We start from the raw sequence: 20,272 nt of genomic DNA on the forward strand, positions 1-20,272 counted from the left end.
GGTTGGACCACCCGGATTTGAGCCACCGCGCATCAACCGGCGCGGCGGTGTGGCTTCCCGCTTACCCCGCGCGGCGCAATCTAGAGCATTTCGCCGCGCCGAAGAACCGCAAAAAGCGCTAGGGCGTTGCCCCGGCGCGTTTTCCCGGCCGAAAGGTCAGGAGCCCTGCCGCGTTGACCGCCCCGCGCGGGGCCACCTTCAGGCACCGGGCGGGCGCGGGCGCGCGAACAGGACGCCAGGCTCGCCGCCCGGCAGGACCGCGCGCGCATAGCCCCGCCAGCCATCGGCGAACAGCGTCTGCTGGCGGGGAAAGTCGCGCGGATCGACCACCACGGCCGTGTCGGGGTCGTGGTCGGCGGCGGCGCGCACCATCACATAGCGCGCATAGCCGCCGAAGAAGCGCTCGATGCCGACGATGGGAAAGCCCCCCGACAGGAGGTTCGACCAGCTCGGCGCATTGACCGGCGCGGCGGTGGAGAACAGCACCATGTGCGGCGGCGCCGCGGCCACCCGTTCGGCGATGACCCGCCGCTGCAACCCGAGGCCTCTGTAGTCGGGATGCACCGAGGCCCCGGCCAGGCGCCCCACCGCGGTTTCCACAGGCAGCTTCAGCAGGCGGTGCGGACCGTCCGCGGGCGTGTGGTCGTGCTGCAGGATGCCATAGGCCACGAGGCGCTCCCCCTCCAGCAGCCCAACGACGCGGCCGCGCCCCGACAGGATGCCTTCGAAATAAGCGCGGCTCTCCGGCTTCACGATCTCCGGCCGCGCCACCGGGCCGACGGCGAGGCGGTGCAGATGCTCGACCGCGTCGAGATGCTCCGGGCCGAGGTCGCGGGCGCGGAGCGAAACGGCCGGGCTGGCGGCGCTGAGGGCCATGGTCACGTGATCACTTCCGCATAGTTGAGCATCGCGATGGGCGGGTAGATGCCAAGCTGCTTGGCCACGCCCATGTTGATGATGAGGGCGAAGCGGCGCAGCGTCTCAATGGGAATGTTCCGCGGCGGCACATGCTCCGTCAGGATCTCGGCCGCCTTGGAGGCGGCGAGCTGGCCGACCGAGTAGTAGCGGCTGACAAGCCCCACCAGGCCGACGCCCTCGCGCAGGAAGAACTCGGTGGCGCCGAAGGTGGGCAGCTTCACCTTGAGCGCGGTGGGCCCGACCCGGTCGAAGATGGAGGCGAGGAAAGTGTCCGCCGGCAGGTACAGCCAGTCGGCACCCTGGTCCTTCAGGCTGCGCACGAAGCCCTCCACCCCCTCGCCGGTGGCGCGGGTGCCCTGCACGGCCAGCGGCTGCGCCAGCACCTCGATGCCGCTGGCGCCGCAGAAGGCGCGCATCTCCTCGATGATGGCGACCGAGTTCTTTTCGTTGGGGGAATAGATCACCCCCACCTTCTGGAACGGCTTGTAGCTCTGCATGGCGCGCATCTGCACGTCGGTGGGCACCACGTGCACGGCGCCGGTGACATTGCGCCCGGACGAGGCCAGGGACGGCGCGATCTTCACCTGCACCGGCGCCGCCACCAGCGCGAACACCACCGGAATGTCGCGCACGAACGGCGCGTCGGGCGGGGCGTCGTAGGGGCCCACGACCGCCAGGGTGTTGGGCGTCCCGTAAGTGTAGATCAGGTCCGGCTTGAAGGTGGGCAACACCTCCTGGAGGATCGGCCGCACCCGCGCCGCGTCTCGCTCCACGTCCTTGGTGAGGAATTCGACGTTGATCTCGTTGGCGGCGAAATAGTCGCGAAAGCCGCGCTCCACGTCGGTCTCGCCGCGGAACGTCAGCATCAGGATGCGAAACGCGCGGGACGCGCCGTCGGCGCGGGAGGGCCCGGCACGACCCAGAAGGCCGGCGGCGCCGGCACCGAGGCCGAGGGAAAGAAGCGTACGGCGATCCATCACACGGGGCTCCCTTCGGAGGTGGCCGCGCGGGTGGCGCGGCGCGAGCCGGACGGCGCGGCGGCGCGGCGTCCCGATAGCGCGAAAACCACCGCGCCCGCCACAACCACGGCGCCCATCAGCGCCGTTGTAACGGAAAAACCCGCCGCCGCCAGCAGAATGCCCGCTCCCGCCGGCCCGGCGGCGTTGCCGGACCGTTCCACCAGCCGGAACAGGCCGAGCACGCCGGCGGCACTGAAGCCGGAATGGGCGGCGGTGTCCGCCACCAGCGCCGATTGCGAGGCGATGGAGAGCGCCTGCCCGAGCCCCAGCATCGCCAGCGCGAACACGATCAGCCCCACCGAGGGATAAAGCGGCACCGCCAGCGCCCCCAGCCCCGACACCAGGCCGCCGGCCACCACGAACGCCGCCCGCGCCTTCAGCCGGTCGGCAAGCGCGGCGAACACCGGCACCGCCAGCACCATCACCAGCGGATAGATCATCTGGAAGCGGCCGATGGCCGCCGCCGAATAGCCCTGGCGCTGCAGCTCCAGCGGCACCAGCAGCAGGCACAGCGCCGCGAACAGCAGCTTGGCGGGAAAGGCGCAGCCCACCAGCAGCGCCATCAGGCGCGGCGCCCGCGTCGCCCGCAGCAGGTCGCCCACCGACAGCGTGGCGTGAACCGCGCGGGGAACGCCGCGCGGCACCACCATCAGCACCACCCCCAGCGCCACCAGGGCCAGCGCCGCCGACGCGCCGAGCGCCGCCGACGGCCCCAGCCGGTCGGCGATCACGCCACCGATGGGCGGCCCGCACAGGCAGGCCACCATGATCGCCCGCACGAACACCGCCAGCGCCGCGCTGCGCCCGGCGCCGTGGGAATGATCCACCACATGCCCCTGCGCCGACACGAACACCAGGGCATAGCCCACGCCGGCCACGATCCGGGCCCCGAGGAACAGGACATAATCGTGGCTCACGGCCGAAAGGGCATAGCCCGCCGCCGCCAGCAGCGCCCCGGCCGCGAAGCCCGAGCGGCGGCCCAGCCGTTCGGACAGGCCGGCGAAGGGAATCTGGAAAGCCGCCACCACCGCCATGAAGGCGACGATGGGCAGGCTCGCCGCCGTGTCGGGGCTGAGCCCGCCGCCGGCCGGCGCCAGCGCCTGGGCGAGGCGCGGCAGAAACGGACGGGTCAGTTCCTCCGCCAGCATGAACAGGAACAGCGCGGGGCGGATGGCGCCGGCGAGCCGGCTCTCGGTGGCCACCACCTCGCCGAGGCCGGTACGCTCCGCCAGCGCGTCGAGGTGGCCGGCCAGCGCCGCGTCGCCCCGTTGCCCGGCCTCGGCGCGGGCCCGGGCGTGGCGCGCGCCAAGGCGCGCCACCTGGGTGTCCACGGGCTCCAGCAGCGGCTCGGCGCCGGTTCCGGCGCCGCTCTGGTGCAGGCTGAGGCGGCCCCGGGCCAGCGCCCGCAACCGCTGCTCCACCGCCGCCACCGCCTCGATGCCGCGCGTGCCCACCACCAGCGCCACCAGTTCCAGCGCCACCAGCAGCGCCACCACGCCGATGAAGGCCACGTCGAGCAGCACCGCCGCCACCTGCCGCCCCACCACCGACGGATCGATGGTGATGGCGATCTCGCCCACCGGCGCCCCCGCCCGCGTCACCGGCACCCGCACCACCGTCGCCGCGCCCAGCCCCTCCGCGCTGCCGGAGCGCGCGGCCTCGCCGGCGCCGGCGAGGCTGAGGCGTAACTCGGCGAACTCGGCATTGGCCGCGCGCAGCTCGTCGAAATAGGCGGCGACCCCGACCAGGTGGTCGAGCGGAATGCCGGCCGCGTCCGCCCGCTCCACCAGCGCCGCCGCGGAGCGGCCGACGCTTTCCGCCTTCACCAGGATGGCGGGAACGATGGTGTGCTCCGCCGCCCGCTGCGCGCCCCAGCCGATGAGGCCGAGGGCCGCGCACAAGATCGCCGCGATGGCGATGGTGATGCCCGCCCGCAGACCGATCATCGCCCGCCCTCCCGCCTCGCGACGGCGTCCTTCAGGCCGGCCGGCGCATCATGCCCGCCGTCGAGAAACGCATGGGCGAGATCCACGTCGGCGAGCGCCGCGCGGGCGGCGGACGGCCACCGGGACGGATCGGCCGCCCGCCGCGCGGCGCGGCGCAGCGCCACCGCCAGCAACAGCCCCACGGCCAGGGTGGCCGCGGCGGCGCCGATCAGCGACGGCCACGCGACGCGCCACAGATCGGCGCGCAGGGCGGCGCCTCCGGCGTCGAGCACCTGCGGGTCGTAACGCATGACCACCCGCGCGATGGGCTCGTCGAAATCATTGAGGGCGGTGCGCCGCACGGCGTGCGGCGACGCCGGCTCCGCGGCGGTGCCGACCCGGGCCGGGTCGCTCGAGAACAGCACCACGCCATGCTCGTCCACCAGATCGATGGAGCGCAACGCCGGCTCGATGCGTGCTTCGCTGGCCAGCAAAGCGGCCAGCGTCGCCTGGGCTGGCGGCGCGATGCCCAGCGCCGCCGCGCGCTCCACCACCCCGGCCAGACGCTCGGCGGTCATGGCGAAGCGGGACTCCACCGCCGAGCGGTGGGCATTCACCAGCGTCACGGTCGAGAAATAGGCGCCGAAAGCGACGCAGGCGGCCGCGATCAGCGCGAACACGCCGATGAGCCACAGCGCTGTGCGCGTCATCCCACAGTTCCCCCAAGTGGAGTGCCCCACACCATGTCAGGCTCGGATGAAGATGGGAAGCACCATGACATTGCAGGTTTTTTTGCTTTCGTGCGGTTTTTTCTGGTTTGGCCGCGCAGGGGCGTCTAACGTCCCGGCCATCGGTTCAGCAAAGTATATTCCATGACGTTCGTGAGCCGGCTGGCATTGGTCGTGATCTCGGCGGTGGTCGCCACGGTGGTGGCCGTCGCCCTGATCTGTTTCGCCGCGAGCGAGCGCGTCGGCGTCGAGATCGAGCGGGCGCGCGTGGCGAATCTGCTCACCACCCTGCGCACCGCCACCGAGGCCAATCTCTCCATCGGCCTCACCCTGGAGCAGATCTCGACGCTGCAGGAACGAATCGAACGGGAAAAGGCGGGAGACCCCTCCGTGCTCGCCATCGACATCTTCAACGCCGCCGGCCGCGCCCTTTATTCCACCGACCGCGGCCTGATCGGCGAGAGCGTGGCGCCGGACTGGGTGCGGCGGCTGGCGAGCACCGGCATCTGGCAGGCGGTGGAGCGGGGCGACACCGTATTCGGCACCCGCTTCGAGAACGATCTCGGGCTGGCGGGGGGCATATCCGTCACCGTCTCCGACCGCGCGCGCCTCGCCCGCGCCGAATCCCTCAGCCTCAGCCTGGCCGGCCTCGCGCTCGCCCTCGTCGCCGGCGGCGCGGTGACCGCCGCCATCGCCGCCCTCATCTTCAGCTTCCTCATGTCGCGACCGTTCGAGCAGGTCGCCCGCATCCTGTCCGGCGAGACCGCAGGCCCGGCGGCCGAGGGCTCGCTGCCCCAGCTCGCCATCGACGCCCAGCACAGCTGGATCGAGGCGGAGGCGCGGGTGGACCGCGGTCTCGGCCAGCTCGGAGCGCTCGACGATGCGGCCTGATGATCCCGGGCGGGCGCGGCTGATCACCAGCATCGTCGCGTTCGTCGTCACCCTGCTGGTGGGCGGCATCGCCGCCGCGACCCTCACCACCGCCTATCAGGCCCGGGTGGAGGGCAGCGCCCGTCGCGACGCGCTGGTGATCGGCACCTCGGTGGCGCGGGCCTTGGCCCAGCAATTCGAGAAGGCCGCACGCTTCGGCATTCCCCTGAAGCTGCTGCCGGGGGTGGAGAGCCACCTCACCGAGACCCTGGCCGGCACGCCGGGCATCACCCAGATCGTGCTGCGCGGCACCGATGGCCGGGAGATCCGCGCCGCCGTGGGCTCCGACCCGGGCCTCGATTCGGCGAGCGCGCCGGTGGTCGTCAACGGCGCCACCATCGCCACCGTGGAGGTGGTGACCAATCCCGCCGCCCTCTCCGACGAGTTCGCCAATGTGGGCGTGAAGGCGGCGGTGGCGGTGTTCATCTTCGCCGCCCTCGCGGCCCTCGCGGCGGGGGTCACCGTGGGTCTCGCCCTCGACCGCGCCGAGGCCCGGCTCGGCGCCGCGCTGCGCCGCGCCATCGATGGGGATTTCGAGCCGGAGAGCGCCAGCAGCCGCGCCACCCTGCCCCGCGGCACGGTGGGCCGCGCGTTCCGCGCCCTCGCCCACGGCAACCGGCACGTGCGCGAACGCCGCGCGGTGTTCGAAGCCTACGCCGAGGAATTGCTGGCCGTGGATTTCGACGGCAGCATCCGGCCCGACCTGGAACGCCTGCGGCGGGACGTGCTCGGACCGGACCGGGAGCCGTCCGGAGCGCCGTCCCACGCAGCGCGGCCGGGCCACGACGACGGACAGCCTCCGCGCCGGATCACCGACGCCGAGCTGGAGCTGTCCGCCGGCCACGAACCGGCACGGGGCGACTGATGCTGCTGCGCACCCGCATCACCCTGATCGTCGCCCTCGGCTTCCTGGCCCTGATGCTCGGCGTCTGGTCGGTCACCATCCTGCTCGACCGCGTGGCGGAGACGCGCGAGGGCGAGGTCGCCATCGCCGGCGAGAGCGTGCTCTGGCGTGAGATCGTCGCGTTCCAGACCTCCAACCTGTCGCGCATCCTCGAGCGGGTGGACGGGTCGTCGGCGTTCCGCATCGCCCTCGGCTTTTCCGACCGCCCCGGGATCTCCGCCGCCCTGAAGGATGCCGGCGTCGACACCTCCGATCCCGACACCTCCTTCGAGGTCGTGGGCGCCGATCACGAGCTGCTGTTCAGCGTCGGCGGCGCCGCCCACAACCGCAGCATCCTCGATGCCGACAGCCTCGACCGGGCGCTGAAGGGCGAGGCGGTCGGCGGCCTCCGGCAGATCGCCGCCAACCGCATCATCGTGCTCGCCACCCGCACCGTGGTGCTGCCTGGAAAGGGCATGTCGGTGATCGTGCTCGGCCGCGACGCCAGCATCGGCATGGACCGCTTCGCCCGCGGCATCGGCGCGTCCACCACCCTCGTCACCGTGCGCGGGCGCGTGGTGGCCAGCACCGACATGCGCCTGTGGGAGCGCGCCAAGCTGTCCATCACCCCGCGCCGGCCGCTGGCGGAGCGCATCACCCTCGATTCGCGCAACTACAATCTCGTCTCCATTCCCGTGGAGGACATCGGCGGCAGCACCATCGGCGCGCTGGTCAGCCTCATCGACACCACCGAGACGCTCAAGGCCTCGAACTTCATCCGCCAGGCGGCGGGAACCGGGGCGATCATCCTCGTCGTGCTCGCGGTGATCGGGCTCAACGTGTTCCTGTGGTACAGCTTCCGGCCGCTGGAGGCGGCCATCGACGTGCTGCAGGCGCTCGCGCGCGGCGACACCTCGGTGACCGTGGACCACGCCGGCTCCGACGAGATCGGCCGCATTGCCTCCGCGGTGGTGGCGCTGCGCCGCAACGTCCAGGCCCTGGCCGAGAGCCGGCGCCAGCGCGAGCGCGTGCGCCGCCGCCAGGAGGGCGTGATTTCCGGCGAGCTCAAGGCACTGGCCGATTCCATCGATCCCACCGACCGCGAGGAAGTGCTGGCGCTGCTGGCCAACGGCTCCAAGGCCGAGCAGGACGACGAGCTGAAGCGCGTCGCCCGGGTGCTGCACGATCTCTCCCGGCGCATCGTCGAGCAGCACACCCGCCTGTCCTCCATGGTGGTGGAGCTGCGCGAGGCGCTGATCACCAAGACCAAGCTCGCCGGCCTCCAGCAGGAGCTGGAGATCGCCCGCCAGGTGCAGCTCGCCATCCTGCCCAAGGAGTTCCCGCCCGACTCCCGCGTCGCCGTGCACGGCCAGATGACCCCCGCCCGCGAGGTCGGCGGCGACTTCTACGACTACTTCATGATCGACGAGAGCACGCTCGGCTTCGTGGTGGCGGACGTCTCGGGCAAGGGTGTGCCGGCGGCCCTGTTCATGGCCATCTCGCGCACCCTGCTGCGCTCCACCGCGCTGTTCGAGCGCTCGCCGGCCGGCTGCATCCGCCGCCTCAACGACCTGCTGGCGGTGGAGAACGAGCAGATGCTGTTCGTCACCGTTCTGTACGGCGTCATCGACCTCGACACCGGGCGCGTCTCGTATGTGAACGCCGGGCACAACCTGCCCTATCGCGTCACCCGGGCCGGCGAGGTCACCACCGTGCCCAGCACCCGGGGCATGGCGGTGGCGGTGCTGGAAGGCTTCGTCTACGCCCAGGGGACGCTCGACCTGGAGCCCGGCGACACCTTGTTCCTCTATACCGACGGCGTCACCGAGGCGTTCGACGTGGACGAGCAGGCCTATGGCGAGGACCGCCTGGAGACGCTCCTGAAATCCGGCGCCAGCGACTGGTCGGTCCCGGAGCTGTCGGAACGGGTGCTGGCCTCGGTCCATGTGTTCGAGCGCGGCGCGCCGCAGGCCGACGACATCACCTGCTTGACCTTGCGCTACTTCGGCGGCAAGGGAACCAAACGCACCGCCTGAACATAAGGGCGGGCTGAAGATATCGACAGTCCAGGGGCACATCCGCGTGTGCGCAGCGGCATCGCCGCGGCGCGCGCTCGCCTTTGCGCAAGGCGCCAGGGAGGAAGCCAAGTGTCCGTGGACGTCCAGGAAAGCCCCCGCCTGCCCGGGGAGCTCACGACCATCAGCGCGGTCGGGCTCGCGCACTTCACCAGCCACATGCTGCAACTGGCGCTGGCGCCGCTGTTCCTGTTCATGCGCGACGACCTCGGCACGTCGTTCGTGGAACTCGGCCTCATCCTCTCCATCTATTTCCTGTGCTCCGGCGTGGGACAGGTGCTGGCCGGCGTCCTGGTGGACCGCTTCGGCGCCGACCGGCTCCTGATCGGCGGCATGCTGCTGCAGGGCGCCGCCACCGTCGCCATGGGATTTGCTCCGCGCTATGAGGCGCTGCTGCCGCTTGCCGCCCTCGCCGGGCTGGGCAACTCGGTCTATCACCCGGCAGACCTGTCCATCCTCACCCACCGGGTGGACCACAGGCGGCTGGGGCGGGCCTTCGCCACCCACGTCATCTGCGGCAACATCGGCTTCGCCTTCTCCCAGCTCACCTCCGGCAGCCTGGGCCTCGCCTTCGGCTGGCGCGCCGCGCTCATGGTCATGGGCGGCGGCGCGGTGGTGGTGGCGCTCGGCCTCCTCACCCTGCGCCCGGCCCTGCACGTCGCCCCGCACGGGGCGGACGGCGCGGCGCCCGGCCGCTCCGGCGCGCCATCGTTCCGGCAGGTGCTGGCCATGCCGGTGGTGCTGATCGCCTTCATCTATTTCGTGCTGACCTCGGTGGCGCTGTCGGGCGTGCAGGGCTTTTCCGTGGTCACCCTGCAGGAGGGCTTCGGCGCCTCCGTGATGCTGGCGACGCTCGCGGTGACGCTCTACCAGCTCGGCAATGCCGCGGGCGTGGCGCTGGGCGGCCATGTTGCGGACCGCGCCCTGCATCACCACCGGGTCGCCATGGGCGGACTCGCGGCGGCGGCGGCGCTCGGGTTCGCGGTGGCGCTGGCCCAAGTGCCGCCGGGGATCACGGTAGCGCTGCTCGCCGCCATGGGCTTCAGCGTCGGCCTGACCATGCCGTCCCGCGACGTGCTGGTGCGACGGGCGACCCCCGATGGGGCCACCGGCAAGGTGTTCGGCGTGGTCTATTCGGGCTATGACGTGGGAGGATTGGTGGGCCCGCTGGTCTACGGCCTGCTGCTCGACCACCATGAGCCACGGCTGGTCTATGTGGTGAGCGCCACCGCGCTGGCCCTGTGCACGGTGACCGCCTTCGGCGTGCGCCGGCCACCCCGGCCCCCTTCGCCGCGAGGCCCATAGGCTCGCCCCTCACAGCCTCCAAGCCGCCGTCACGCGGGCACGTCCGCTGAAGTCCCCCGGCACTCCACGGGCGTCCACGAGGGCGTTCACGAGGGCGTTCACGAGGGCGTTCACGACGGGCGTTCACGGGAAAACCCACCGGGCAGCGCTGGCCCTGCGCAGGGTTTGTCGCGGCGGGAGGTTCCGCACGGGGCCGGCCGCCCCCGCGTGGGCTGGAGGCGAGGGCTCCAGGGACTGGCACCCGACGACCGGCGCCCGGCGTCAGGCGCTACGCCGGGCCCGCCGCCAAAGCCCATAGCCCGCCCGGCTCCGCCATCGCCCTGAACCGCCCGGCGTACCAGACGATGCCCGGCGCGACGGCATGTGAAAGGCGTGCGCCTGGCGCATGCCGCGGAGCCACCCGGTTGTTCGCCGCCACCGGGGGCGGCCCCGGCCTCAGGCCGGGGGCAGCACCTTGCCGGGGTTCATGAGATTGGCCGGATCGAGGGCGCGCTTCAGTGCCGCCATCACCTCGATCGCCACCGGGTCCTTGTAGAGCTTGATTTCCTCGCGCTTCAACAGGCCGATGCCGTGCTCGGCGGAAATGGAGCCGCCGAGCTTCGCCACCAGGTCATGGACGAGCCGGTTGAACTCCTCCCAGGTGTCGAGATAGGCCTGCTTGTCCATGCCCACGGGCTGGCTGATGTTGAAATGGATGTTGCCGTCGCCCATGTGGCCGAACGGACAAGGGCGCAGGCCCGGCATATGCGCCACGCACAGCCGGCTCGCCTCCTCGATGAATTCCGGCACCTTCGACACCGGCACCGAGACGTCGTGCTTGATGGAGCCGCCCTCGAACTTCTGGGCGTCGGAGAGGGATTCGCGCAGCTTCCACAGGGCCTGGGCCTGGGCCTCGCTGGCGGCGATCACCGCGTCCTCGATCTCCCCGGCCTCGAACGCCTCGCCCAGCACGCTCTCGGCCAGGGTGGCGAGATCGTCGTCGCGACGGGTGGAGGTCAGCTCCGCCAGCACATAGAAAGCGTGGTCGCCGGCCAGCGGGCGGGTGGTGCCCGGAACGTGCTTCAGCACCGTTTCCAGGCCAAAGCGGGGCAGGAACTCGAAGCCGGTGAGCGCGTCTCCGGCCACGTTGCGCAGCCGGTTGAGCAGCGCCAGCGCGGCCTGAGCATCCACCAGGCCGATGAAGGCGGTGGCCCGCGCCCGTGGCGCCGGATAAAGCCGCAGCGCGGCGGCGGTGATGATGCCCAGCGTGCCCTCGGCGCCGATGAAGAGATCCTTCAGGTCGTAGCCGGTGTTGTCCTTGCGCAGCCGCGACAGGCCGTTCCAGATGCGCCCGTCGGGCAGCACCACTTCCAGCCCGAACGCCAGCTCCCGCATGTTGCCGTAGCGCAGCACGGCGGTGCCGCCGGCGTTGGTGGCGAGGTTCCCGCCGATCTGGCAGGTGCCCTCGGAGGCGATGGAGAGCGGGAACAGGCAGCCCTTGTCGGCCGCCGCCTGCTGCACCTGGTGCAGGGTGCAGCCCGCCTCCGCCACGATGGTGAGGTCGGTGGCGTCGAGGTCGCGGATGCGGTTGAGGCGCGACAGCGACAGCAGCAGCGCGCCGAACGGCACCTGCCCGCCCACCAGCCCGGTGTTGCCGCCCTGCGGCACCAGGGGCACGCCCGCCGCCGCGCATTCCGCCACGATGAACGCGACCTCGGCGGTGTCCGCCGGCTTCAGCAACGCCGGCGTGGCGCCCTGGTAGAGGCCGCGGCCTTCCACCAGGTGCGGCGCCACCTCATCGGCATCGGTGACGACGTGCCGGGCGCCGATGCGCGCGGCGATGCGGTCGAGCAGGGCGGTGAGGCGCGCGGCGTCGAGAAGCAGGGGAGCGGGAGCAGCTGTGGACATGGCGGCAAAGTGCCCGAACCCCCGCGCCTTCGCAAGCGCCCCCCTGCCGCACTCGACTGCCGCACTCAAGCGCCGCAGCCGCACCGGAACCGGGCGCCACGCCCGGCGTTCAGGCCAGGCGCGGCCGTGTCGCGCGGAACCGGCTGGGAGCCGCATTCATGAAGACTTTCGGACGCGCCGCCTGGAGCGGCGGCATCAAGGACGGCAAGGGCGCCATCTCCACCGCCAGCGGGGCACTGAGCGACTATCCCTATGGCTTCGCCAGCCGGTTCGAGGGCAAGCCCGGCACCAATCCGGAAGAGCTCATCGGCGCCGCCCATGCCGGCTGCTTCACCATGGCCCTGTCGCTGATCCTGGGCGAGGCGGGGCTCACCGCCGCGCGCATGGAGACCCGGGCCGAAGTGACGCTGGAGAAGCAGGCGGACGGCTTCGCCATCACCGCCGTGCACCTCACCCTGCGGGCGCAGATCCCCGGCGCCACGGCCGAGTCCTTCCAGGCGCTGGCGGCCAAGGCCAAGGCCGGCTGCCCGGTGTCCAAGCTGCTCAGGGCCGACATCAGCCTCGACGCCGCGCTGGAGCCCTGAGCCGCCTTCGGGCTTCCAATTTGCCCTGTCTTGGGGAAGAAGATGCGGCGGTTTCATCAGCCCCGGAGTGCCCCGTGACCGACCGCATCCTCATCGCCCGCATCGGCGCTCCCCATGGCGTGAAGGGCGAGGTGCGGCTGTTCATCTTCGCCGAGGACCCGGGCGCGGTGCTGGATTATGCCCCGCTCACCGACGCCGCCGGCCGCCGCAGCTTCGCGATCACGACGCTGCGGCCGGCCAAGGATCACTTCGTCGCCCGCCTCAAGGGGGTGGACGATCGCAATGCCGCCGAGCTGCTGACCAACGTGGACCTTTACGTTCCGCGCGAGGCTCTGCCCGCCCCGGAAGACGAGGACACCTTCTACCATGCCGACCTGATCGGGCTGCGGGTGGAAAGCGAGGCCGGCGCGGCCATCGGCACCGTCATCGCCCTGCACGACTTCGGTGCCGGCGACGTGCTGGAATATGCCCCTGTGGAAGCCGCGCGCGGGCGCACCCTGATGGTGCCGTTCACCCGGGTGGCGGTGCCGGTGGTGGATGTCGCCGGCGGGCGGGTGGTGATGGCCGCCGACTTCATCGACATCGCTCCGGAGCGGCCGGAGCCGGGCGAGGACACCGGCGACTGACACCACGCGCCGAGGCCCCCAGAGCCGGAGCGCCAAAAGCTGAGGCGCTTGAAGGCCCGTGCGCCAGCGGCTGGCGCGTGGGTGCCGGGCCTTCGGTTGCATCCGCGGGACGCCTGAGCCCGGCCCGGCATGCACGCGCCGCCCGCCTGGGGCCGCAAGGCCGAGCCGGTGGGCAGGCCCGCTTCCGCCGGCCCGTCCGCCGGCGCCGGAGCGCAAACGAAAACGCCGGCCCGAAGGCCGGCGTCCGCATCCGCGCGAAACGCGGATCAGTAGCGATAATGCTCGGGCTTGAAGGGGCCGGTCTGCGGCACGCCGATATAGGCCGACTGCACGTCCGACAGCTTGGTGAGCTTCACGCCAATCTTCTCCAGGTGGAGCGAGGCCACCTTCTCGTCGAGCGACTTGGGCAGCGTGTACACCTTCTTCTCGTACTGGCCGGGCTTGGTGAACAGCTCGATCTGGGCCAGGGTCTGGTTGGTGAAGGAGGCGCTCATCACGAAGCTCGGGTGGCCGGTGGCGTTGCCGAGATTCACCAGGCGGCCTTCCGACAGCAGGATGATGCGGCGGCCGGTGGGGAACTCGACCTCGTCCACCTGGGGCTTCACATTGTGCCACTTCAGGTTCTTCAGGCCGGCGACCTGGATCTCGCTGTCGAAGTGGCCGATGTTGCAGACGATGGCGCGGTCCTTCATGGCCCGCATGTGGTCCACGGTGATGACGTCCAGGTTGCCGGTGGCGGTCACGAAGATGTCGGCGCGGGGCGCGGCATCTTCCATGGTGGTCACCTCATAGCCTTCCATCGCCGCCTGCAGGGCGCAGATGGGATCGATCTCGGAGACCATCACCCGGCAGCCGGCATTGCGCAGCGAGGCGGCCGACCCCTTGCCCACGTCGCCGAAGCCGGCAACCATGGCCACCTTGCCGGCCATCATCACGTCGGTGCCGCGGCGGATGCCGTCCACCAGCGACTCGCGGCAGCCGTAGAGATTGTCGAACTTCGACTTGGTGACGCTGTCGTTCACGTTGATGGCGGGCCACAGCAAGGTGCCCTTCTTCTGCATCTCGTAGAGACGATGCACGCCCGTGGTGGTCTCTTCCGTCACGCCGCGGATGTTGTTGGCCAGCTGGGTGTACCAGCCGTGCTTGTGCTTCAGGCGGCGCTTGATGGCCGCGAACAGCACTTCCTCTTCCTCATTGGTGGCGCCGTCGAGGAAGGCGGTGTCGCCCTCTTCCGCGCGCTTGCCCAGATGGACCAGCAAGGTGGCGTCGCCGCCGTCGTCGAGGATCATGTTCGGCGTGCCGCCGTCGGCCCACTCGAAGATGCGGTGGGTGTATTCCCAATACTCTTCCAGACTCTCGCCCTTCACGGCGAACACCGGGGTGCCGGCGGCGGCTATCGCGGCGGCGGCATGGTCCTGGGTGGAATAGATGTTGCATGAAGCCCAGCGCACGTCGGCGCCCAAGGCCTTCAGCGTCTCGATGAGGACGCCGGTCTGAATGGTCATGTGCAGCGAGCCGGCGATGCGGGCGCCCTTCAGCGGCTGCGCGGGGCCGTATTCGGCGCGGGTGGCCATGAGGCCGGGCATCTCGATCTCGGCGATGTCCAGCTCCTTGCGGCCCCAGTCGGCAAGGTTGATGTCTTTGACCAGGTAATCGTTGCTCATGACTTAAGCTCCGCAAGAAATCGGCCGCCAGGACACCGCGCAGGCAAGGACGGGACGCGGGATCGGGCTCTGGAGCGGGCAATTAGCACGTCGGAGGAGAGACGGCAATCAACACATAAAGAAATGTTTATATCGATTCCATGAACGGGTTCATGAACGGGGCCGAAGTCCCTGGGAGCGCCGCTGCGGCCCATGCGCCGCTGGTCGGATTGACGACAGGCGCGCTTTGATTCTTACAAAAATTGTGATATACGGCACTTTACAGTCGATTGCTTCCACGAAATGCTGCAGGCGCGTTGACCTTCGCGCGATCTCGGGAACACCCAACTGACGGGAACAGGGCCCGCGAGACCCCTTCATGGGGCTGTCGCGGAGAGATTTGCGTGTCAGCCGCGAGATGGCGTGACGCGGCAGCTTGTTTATGGCCTTCGGCTGAAAGAGCGGGTCGTCGGGCGTCCGGCCGCGACCCATGTCCACAGCGCACGGCGCGCCACGTCCCGGTAACCGGACCAGGGACGTCCCGCGCGCCAACAGATCCGGCCCCCGGGCCGGATCGGGAGTGGTCAAGAGCATGACGACCAAGAAGAACGCGCAGACCCGTCTCGGCTTCAAGACGGGTGAGCACATTGTCTACCCGTCGCATGGCGTCGGCCGAATCATGGCCATTGAGGAACAGGAAGTCGCCGGTTTCAAGCTCGAACTGTTCGTTATCTCCTTCGAAAAAGACAAGATGACGCTGCGGGTCCCCGTTCCCAAGATCGCCAGCGTCGGCATGCGCAAGCTCTCCGAGACCAATATCGTCGAGAAGTCGCTCGAGACCCTCCAGGGCCGTGCCCGCATCAAGCGCACCATGTGGAGCCGCCGCGCCCAGGAATACGAAGCCAAGATCAATTCCGGTGATCTCGTCGCCATCTCCGAGGTGGTGCGCGACCTGTACCGCTCCGAGACCCAGCCCGAGCAGTCCTACTCCGAGCGGCAGCTCTACGAGGCCGCCCTCGACCGCATGGCGCGTGAGCTTTCGGCGGTGCAGAACCTGACCGAGACCGAGGCGGTGAAGCTCATTGAGCAGAACCTGCTGAAGGGCCCTCGCCGCAACGCCGCCAAGGCGTCCGAGGAAGCGGAGATCGACGGGGACCTGGACACGGAAGAGGCCGCCTGAGACGTCCTCCGTTCCTGCGTGTTCCCCTCAAGGCCCGGCACCGCCGGGCCTTTTGCTTTTGCAGCCAGGACCCGGACGGCGGCGGAACCCTCCCGGCCCCGGCGCGTTGCCTATGCGGGGCTTAGTTGGAGCATCGAACATGACCATGCGCGACCAGGAGCAGCGTCCCTCGTCATCCAACCCGAACCAGAAGCCGCAGACTCCGGCCGCTCCGCGTGACGCCGGGCGGCAGCAGCAACAGGCGCAAGTTCCCGGCCAGAAGGGGGCGCAGCCCCAGCAGGGTGGCCACGCCAATCCGCAGAAAAAGGACGACCCGAGTCACGGTCAGCGCTGACCGGCCTCAGGCCATGCACCGTCCCCGGCAGCCGCCGGGGACGGTCCCCCGGGGGTCACCGCGCGGGCTTCGGTCCAAGGCCTTCCCGTCTCACGCCCCCGCCGCGCCGCCATCGGCGCGCGGATCATGGGCGCCCTCGAGGCCGCCACGGGCATGCAGCACCACCGCGCCGGCATGGCCCATGGTGTCGGAATACGCTTCCGGTAGCACCACCAGATCATGCCCCGCCGCCTCCAGGCGCGCCACCAGCCCCTCCTCGAACCGCGATTCCAGGCGCAGCCGCGTTTCCGCAGCGCCCCAGGTGCGCCCCAGCAGCCAGCGTGGCCGGGCGATGGCCTCACCGAGCGGCACTTGAAACAGCACGTGACGGGTGAACACCGCCGCCTGGGTTTGCGGCTGGCCTTCCCCACCCATGGTGCCATACCCCATCACCCGTCCGTCCTTCAGCACCGCCAGCGCCGGATTGAGGGTGTGGAACGGCCTCCGGCCCGGGGCCAGGGCATTCAAGGCCTTGGGATCCAGGGAGAAGCTGGCGCCGCGATTCTGCATCAGCACGCCGGTGGCGGGCAGCACGCACCCGGAACCGAACTCGAAATAGATGGACTGGATGTAGGAGACCACCAGGCCCGAGGCATCCGCCGCGCCAAGCCAGATGGTATCCCCCGGCTGCGCCCGACGCGGCCACGGCAACGCCCGCGCGGGATCGATGCGCGCCGCGCGCGCATCGATGTCCGGTGCCGACAGCAGCCGGCCGAGGTCCGCCGTCACCCGATCAGGATCGCACACCACGGTGTCGCGCACCAGGAACGCCTGCTTGGTCGCCTCCACCAAGCCATGGATATGGCTGAAGGTCTCCGCGCCCTCGTTCTTCAGGCGCGCGAACAGGCCGAGGATGAGCAGCGAGGCCAGCCCCTGGGTGGGCGGCGGCGCGTTGAACACCTCCCCCTGCGGCAGGCTCACCCGCAGCGGCGGCCGCTCGCGCGCCGCGAAGGCGACGAGATCCTCCCGCCGGACCGGGCTGCCGATGCGCTCCAGGTCCGCGCCCAGTTCCCGGCCCACGTCGCCGCGATAGAAGTCCTCAAGGCCCGCCCGCGCCAGATGCTCCAGGGTGTCGGCCAGCCGCTCCTGGCGCAGCGGCGTGCCCGGCGCCGGCACCCGGCCACCGGGCAGGAACACTTCGGCAAACCCGGGCGCATCCCTCAGCTCATCCGCCTTCTCGGCGGTCAGGCGCGCCTGCGAGCCGGTCACCGGACTTCCCTCGCGCGCATAACGGACCGCTGTCTCCAGCAGGCGCGGCAAGGTCATCCGGCCGCCATGGGCCCGTGCCGCCTCCAACGCCAGCCCCCAGCCACCGACGGCGCCCGGCACCGTGAGCGCCGCCAGCGGACCGCGAAAGGGAATCGCCTCGTGCCCCAGGTCCCGGTAATGGGCGATCGACGCCTCCCGGCCGGCGAGACCGCAGGCTTCCAGATACCGCACGCGGCCGGACGGCTCGCGAATCAGCCAGAAACCGTCGCCGCCCAGGTGATTCATGTGCGGATACACCACGGCGACGGTGGCGGCAGCCGCCAGCGCCGCCTCGATGGCATTGCCCCCCTCCTCCAGCACCTGCCGCCCCGCCTCCACCGCCAGGGCATGGGGCGCGGCGACGACGCCATGGCGCGCGTGGACACTCTCATGGGCGCTGGCAGGCAGCATGACGACGGTCTCCAGACGGACAGGAAGGAGGGACGGCAGGCGCAACGCAAGCCTTGACCGCGCGCGGTCGCCGGGCCAAGGTCCGCGCGGATTGCCACGGCTGCGCGCCCTGTGTGTAACTGGTCGCGGGCACGGCGTGAAGGCCGGGCGCCAGCGCGGCGGGAGAGCGGCGACGGACGCGGCGACAGGACGAGGAGAGACGCATGACGCAGCCGGCCGGTTCGGGCGCGATCAACTGGAACAACGTGCTGACCGTGGGCAGCGCGGCGATTCTCATCGCCACCCAGGCCGTCGCCACCGCCGTCGCCGCCGGCTGGGCCGTGGCCGGCCTGCTCAACCTGGGCGACCTCGGCGAATACGGCCTGATGGCGCTGTTCGGCCTGGTCGGCGTCTACGGGTCGGTGGCCTATTTCCGCAAGGCCGCCAAGGCCGAGCCCCTGCGCCGGTAGGCCTGGTCACGGCGTGAAGCGGGTCACCACCTGATCGAGCGCGGGCCGCGGCCGATCAGCGACCCGCTCCGCCGGACGGCCGATGTGGAAGAAGCCGGCCACGCTCTCGCCGGCGCCGACGCCCAGCAACGCCGCCGCCTCCGGGTCGCGGCCCGGCCACTTGAGCAGCCAGAGCGCGGAGAAGCCGAGCGCCTCCGCCGCCGCCATCAGGTTCATGCCCGCCGCGCCGGCCGACAGCACCTGGTTGAACACCGGAATCTTCGCTGCTGTGTCTGGCCGGCTCACCAGCACCACCGTCACCGGCGCCCGCAGCAGGTAGTCGCGCCACATGTGCGCCTTCTCCGCCGGGCGCTCGAGAGTCTGCCGCGCATAGAGGGCGTCGAGCCGGTCCCCGGCCACCACGCGCGCCGCGCCCTCCAGGACGATGAAGCGCCACGGGACAAGCCGGCCATGGTCGGGCACCCGGGCGGCGACGGCGAGCATGCGATCGAGCGTGGCGGCATCAGGCCCCGGCCCCACCAGAGATCGCAGCGGAAGGGAGCGCCGGCGCTCCAGCAGCTCCAGCGCCTCCGGCACCGGCTGGATGGGAAGCGGCTGGCCACCGTGGGCCGGCGGGGTGGCAGAGTGCGCATGGGGTTGTGATCCGGCGCTCATAACGAAGCCTTTCCAATCAGGGGCGATCAGTGGCCGACCCCACGGCCATGTGCAAGGCCTCATCCAAGGGATCAACTTTTCGTGATAACCCCATCGGCGGGACTCCGGATAAACCCGGAAGGCGATACGCGAGCCACACTGTGAATAATCAGCCAAGCCGCTGAAACAGCGTTGGATTGCAGGGCCATGCGTCGCCGGGGCCCGCGTGTCGCCCGGCCCGGATCTCATCCGGCAACCCTCCCTTTGCCGGCACATGACCGGCTTCCGCCTGCCACTCCCGCCGGAAATGCCCGCGGGAGTGCAAGACTTCAACATTCATGTACCAAATGGAACCAAATGTGTGTTAGCTTCTCAGCTGGCCGGCAGGAATGTGCACGCGAGTTGTTTGGGCACTGAAATCCGGCCTTGTCCATTAGGCTACGAGGCAAGAAGCGGGTGGCTGGGTTGAGCGTTATGCGAAGGCGGAAGTTGAAACGCCCGGGATGTGCAAGTTGAACTGCACAGTAGACGCATTTTAATTCAGCAGTGGTGGATGGCCCTAAGCCCAAATTGGCGACTGACCTCAACGGAAATACACATGAGCCGTAACCGAGACTTCCGAGAGCCGCGCCGCCGTGGCTTTGACGACGACTTTGCGCCGCCGCGTGATCGCGGCTTCGGAGGGGACCGTCCGTTTTCATCGCCGAGCAGCTTCAGTGCCCCTGCCCCGTCCGGCCCGCCCATCGACGCCACGGTGAAGTGGTTCAACCCGGAGAAGGGTTTCGGCTTCGTCGAGCTGTCCGACGGGTCGGGCGACGTCTTCCTGCATGCCCGTGCCCTGGAGGCGGCGGGCCAGGAGAGCGTGCCTCCCGGCTCCAAGCTCTCCGTGAAGGTGGGCCAGGGCCAGAAGGGCCGCCAGGTCACCGAGGTGCTTGAAGTCGACACCTCCACGGCCGAGGCTCCCGCCCCGCGTCGTAGCTTTGGCGGTCCCGGCGGCGGCGCCGCTCCGCGTGCCGGCGGCTTCGGCGGCGCCGGCGGCTCCCGCGCCCCCAGCGGTCCCACCGAAGAGCGCGTGGGGACCGTGAAGTGGTACAATCCCGACAAGGGATTCGGCTTCATCGCGGTGGAAGGCGGCGGCAAGGACGTGTTCGTGCACGTCACCGTCATCTCCCGCTCCGGCCTCACCGACCTCGCCGAAGGGCAGCGGGTCGTGGTGCAGGTGGGCCAGGGTCCGAAGGGCCCCGAGGCCCGCGGCATCGAGCTGGCCGACTGAGTGTAGAGACCAGTTTGCGCGCACCATCGGCAACGGTGGTGCGCGCAGGCATTTCGACTGGCGGTGCGACACGGCCCAGCGGCGGTGTCGCAGGGGCGCCATGGCGGATGCGCGACACCGCCGCGCCGGGGAAGCCAGGCCTCGCCATCCAAGCCTGAGCGCAGCCTCGCGCGCGCTCAGTC

The 20,272-nt window shown here is 70.5% G+C and carries 18 protein-coding genes; 10 read left to right on the forward strand and 8 right to left on the reverse strand.

What is annotated here, in order from left to right; genetic code table 11:
* Positions 1-198 precede the first annotated feature (198 nt).
* Genes V5F53_RS12875 through V5F53_RS12890 form a run of 4 tightly spaced genes read right to left on the reverse strand, consistent with a single transcriptional unit; the run spans position 199 to position 4,572 of the window.
* Positions 199-882 (reverse strand): GNAT family protein, encoded by a 684-nt coding sequence (locus tag V5F53_RS12875; RefSeq protein ID WP_393997947.1) that lies wholly within the window; start codon positions 880-882, stop codon positions 199-201.
* A complete protein-coding gene (locus tag V5F53_RS12880; RefSeq protein WP_393997946.1) occupies positions 879-1,895 on the reverse strand; it encodes an ABC transporter substrate-binding protein in 1,017 nt (338 codons plus the stop codon). Before V5F53_RS12880 ends, V5F53_RS12875 begins: the two co-directional genes overlap by 4 nt.
* Positions 1,895-3,883, reverse strand: coding sequence for an MFS transporter (locus V5F53_RS12885; RefSeq protein ID WP_393997945.1), 1,989 nt, complete (start codon positions 3,881-3,883; stop codon positions 1,895-1,897). Before V5F53_RS12885 ends, V5F53_RS12880 begins: the two co-directional genes overlap by 1 nt.
* Entirely contained in the window at positions 3,880-4,572 is a 693-nt protein-coding gene (locus V5F53_RS12890) for a hypothetical protein (RefSeq protein ID WP_393997944.1), read from the reverse strand. The genes V5F53_RS12885 and V5F53_RS12890 overlap by 4 nt, the downstream gene beginning before the upstream one ends.
* A 162-nt stretch (positions 4,573-4,734) precedes the next feature.
* On the opposite strand from V5F53_RS12890, the gene V5F53_RS12895 reads away from it, so the two are divergent.
* The 4 genes from V5F53_RS12895 to V5F53_RS12910 all read left to right on the forward strand — a co-directional run bounded on the left by V5F53_RS12895 (position 4,735) and on the right by V5F53_RS12910 (position 9,783).
* A complete protein-coding gene (locus tag V5F53_RS12895; protein ID WP_393997943.1) occupies positions 4,735-5,481 on the forward strand; it encodes a hypothetical protein in 747 nt (248 codons plus the stop codon).
* Complete coding sequence (locus V5F53_RS12900) at positions 5,471-6,385, forward strand: hypothetical protein (protein ID WP_393997942.1); 915 nt, start codon at positions 5,471-5,473, stop codon at positions 6,383-6,385. The genes V5F53_RS12895 and V5F53_RS12900 overlap by 11 nt, the downstream gene beginning before the upstream one ends.
* On the forward strand, positions 6,385-8,439 hold the full coding sequence (locus V5F53_RS12905; protein ID WP_393997941.1) for a SpoIIE family protein phosphatase: 2,055 nt from the start codon (positions 6,385-6,387) through the stop codon (positions 8,437-8,439). The genes V5F53_RS12900 and V5F53_RS12905 overlap by 1 nt, the downstream gene beginning before the upstream one ends.
* A 111-nt stretch (positions 8,440-8,550) precedes the next feature.
* A complete protein-coding gene (locus tag V5F53_RS12910; RefSeq protein ID WP_393997940.1) occupies positions 8,551-9,783 on the forward strand; it encodes an MFS transporter in 1,233 nt (410 codons plus the stop codon).
* A 435-nt stretch (positions 9,784-10,218) separates the two neighbouring features.
* Here the strand turns inward: V5F53_RS12910 and V5F53_RS12915 are convergent, their stop codons facing one another.
* The gene (locus V5F53_RS12915) at positions 10,219-11,670 is read right to left on the reverse strand and encodes an FAD-binding oxidoreductase (protein WP_393997939.1); all 1,452 of its coding nucleotides are present in this window, start codon (positions 11,668-11,670) and stop codon (positions 10,219-10,221) included.
* A gap of 158 nt (positions 11,671-11,828) precedes the next feature.
* On the opposite strand from V5F53_RS12915, the gene V5F53_RS12920 reads away from it, so the two are divergent.
* A complete protein-coding gene (locus V5F53_RS12920) occupies positions 11,829-12,254 on the forward strand; it encodes an OsmC family protein (protein ID WP_393997938.1) in 426 nt (141 codons plus the stop codon).
* A 74-nt stretch (positions 12,255-12,328) separates the two neighbouring features.
* The gene (gene rimM / locus V5F53_RS12925) at positions 12,329-12,880 is read left to right on the forward strand and encodes a ribosome maturation factor RimM (RefSeq protein WP_393997937.1); all 552 of its coding nucleotides are present in this window, start codon (positions 12,329-12,331) and stop codon (positions 12,878-12,880) included.
* Positions 12,881-13,146: 266 nt separating this feature from the next.
* Here the strand turns inward: rimM and ahcY are convergent, their stop codons facing one another.
* Positions 13,147-14,544 carry an adenosylhomocysteinase gene (gene ahcY / locus V5F53_RS12930; protein ID WP_393997936.1) on the reverse strand — a complete coding sequence of 466 codons (1,398 nt, stop codon included), beginning with the start codon at positions 14,542-14,544 and terminating at the stop codon, positions 13,147-13,149.
* Between the two features lie 571 nt (positions 14,545-15,115).
* On the opposite strand from ahcY, the gene V5F53_RS12935 reads away from it, so the two are divergent.
* On the forward strand, positions 15,116-15,703 hold the full coding sequence (locus tag V5F53_RS12935) for a CarD family transcriptional regulator (protein ID WP_393997935.1): 588 nt from the start codon (positions 15,116-15,118) through the stop codon (positions 15,701-15,703).
* Between the two features lie 139 nt (positions 15,704-15,842).
* Complete coding sequence (locus tag V5F53_RS12940; RefSeq protein WP_393997934.1) at positions 15,843-16,037, forward strand: hypothetical protein; 195 nt, start codon at positions 15,843-15,845, stop codon at positions 16,035-16,037.
* Positions 16,038-16,127: 90 nt separating this feature from the next.
* Here V5F53_RS12940 and V5F53_RS12945 read toward each other — a convergent pair whose 3' ends face one another.
* A complete protein-coding gene (locus V5F53_RS12945; protein WP_393997933.1) occupies positions 16,128-17,735 on the reverse strand; it encodes a gamma-glutamyltransferase family protein in 1,608 nt (535 codons plus the stop codon).
* A 203-nt stretch (positions 17,736-17,938) separates the two neighbouring features.
* Here V5F53_RS12945 and V5F53_RS12950 point away from each other — a divergent pair, with 203 nt between their 5' ends.
* Positions 17,939-18,184 (forward strand): hypothetical protein, encoded by a 246-nt coding sequence (locus V5F53_RS12950; protein WP_393997932.1) that lies wholly within the window; start codon positions 17,939-17,941, stop codon positions 18,182-18,184.
* Between the two features lie 6 nt (positions 18,185-18,190).
* Here V5F53_RS12950 and V5F53_RS12955 read toward each other — a convergent pair whose 3' ends face one another.
* A complete protein-coding gene (locus V5F53_RS12955) occupies positions 18,191-18,838 on the reverse strand; it encodes a nitroreductase family protein (protein ID WP_393997931.1) in 648 nt (215 codons plus the stop codon).
* Between the two features lie 577 nt (positions 18,839-19,415).
* Here V5F53_RS12955 and V5F53_RS12960 point away from each other — a divergent pair.
* Positions 19,416-20,090, forward strand: coding sequence for a cold-shock protein (locus tag V5F53_RS12960; protein WP_393997930.1), 675 nt, complete (start codon positions 19,416-19,418; stop codon positions 20,088-20,090).
* Positions 20,091-20,272: the final 182 nt, after the last annotated feature.

The sequence above is a fragment of the Xanthobacter cornucopiae genome (assembly GCF_043195065.2).
Lineage (GTDB): Bacteria > Pseudomonadota > Alphaproteobacteria > Rhizobiales > Xanthobacteraceae > Xanthobacter.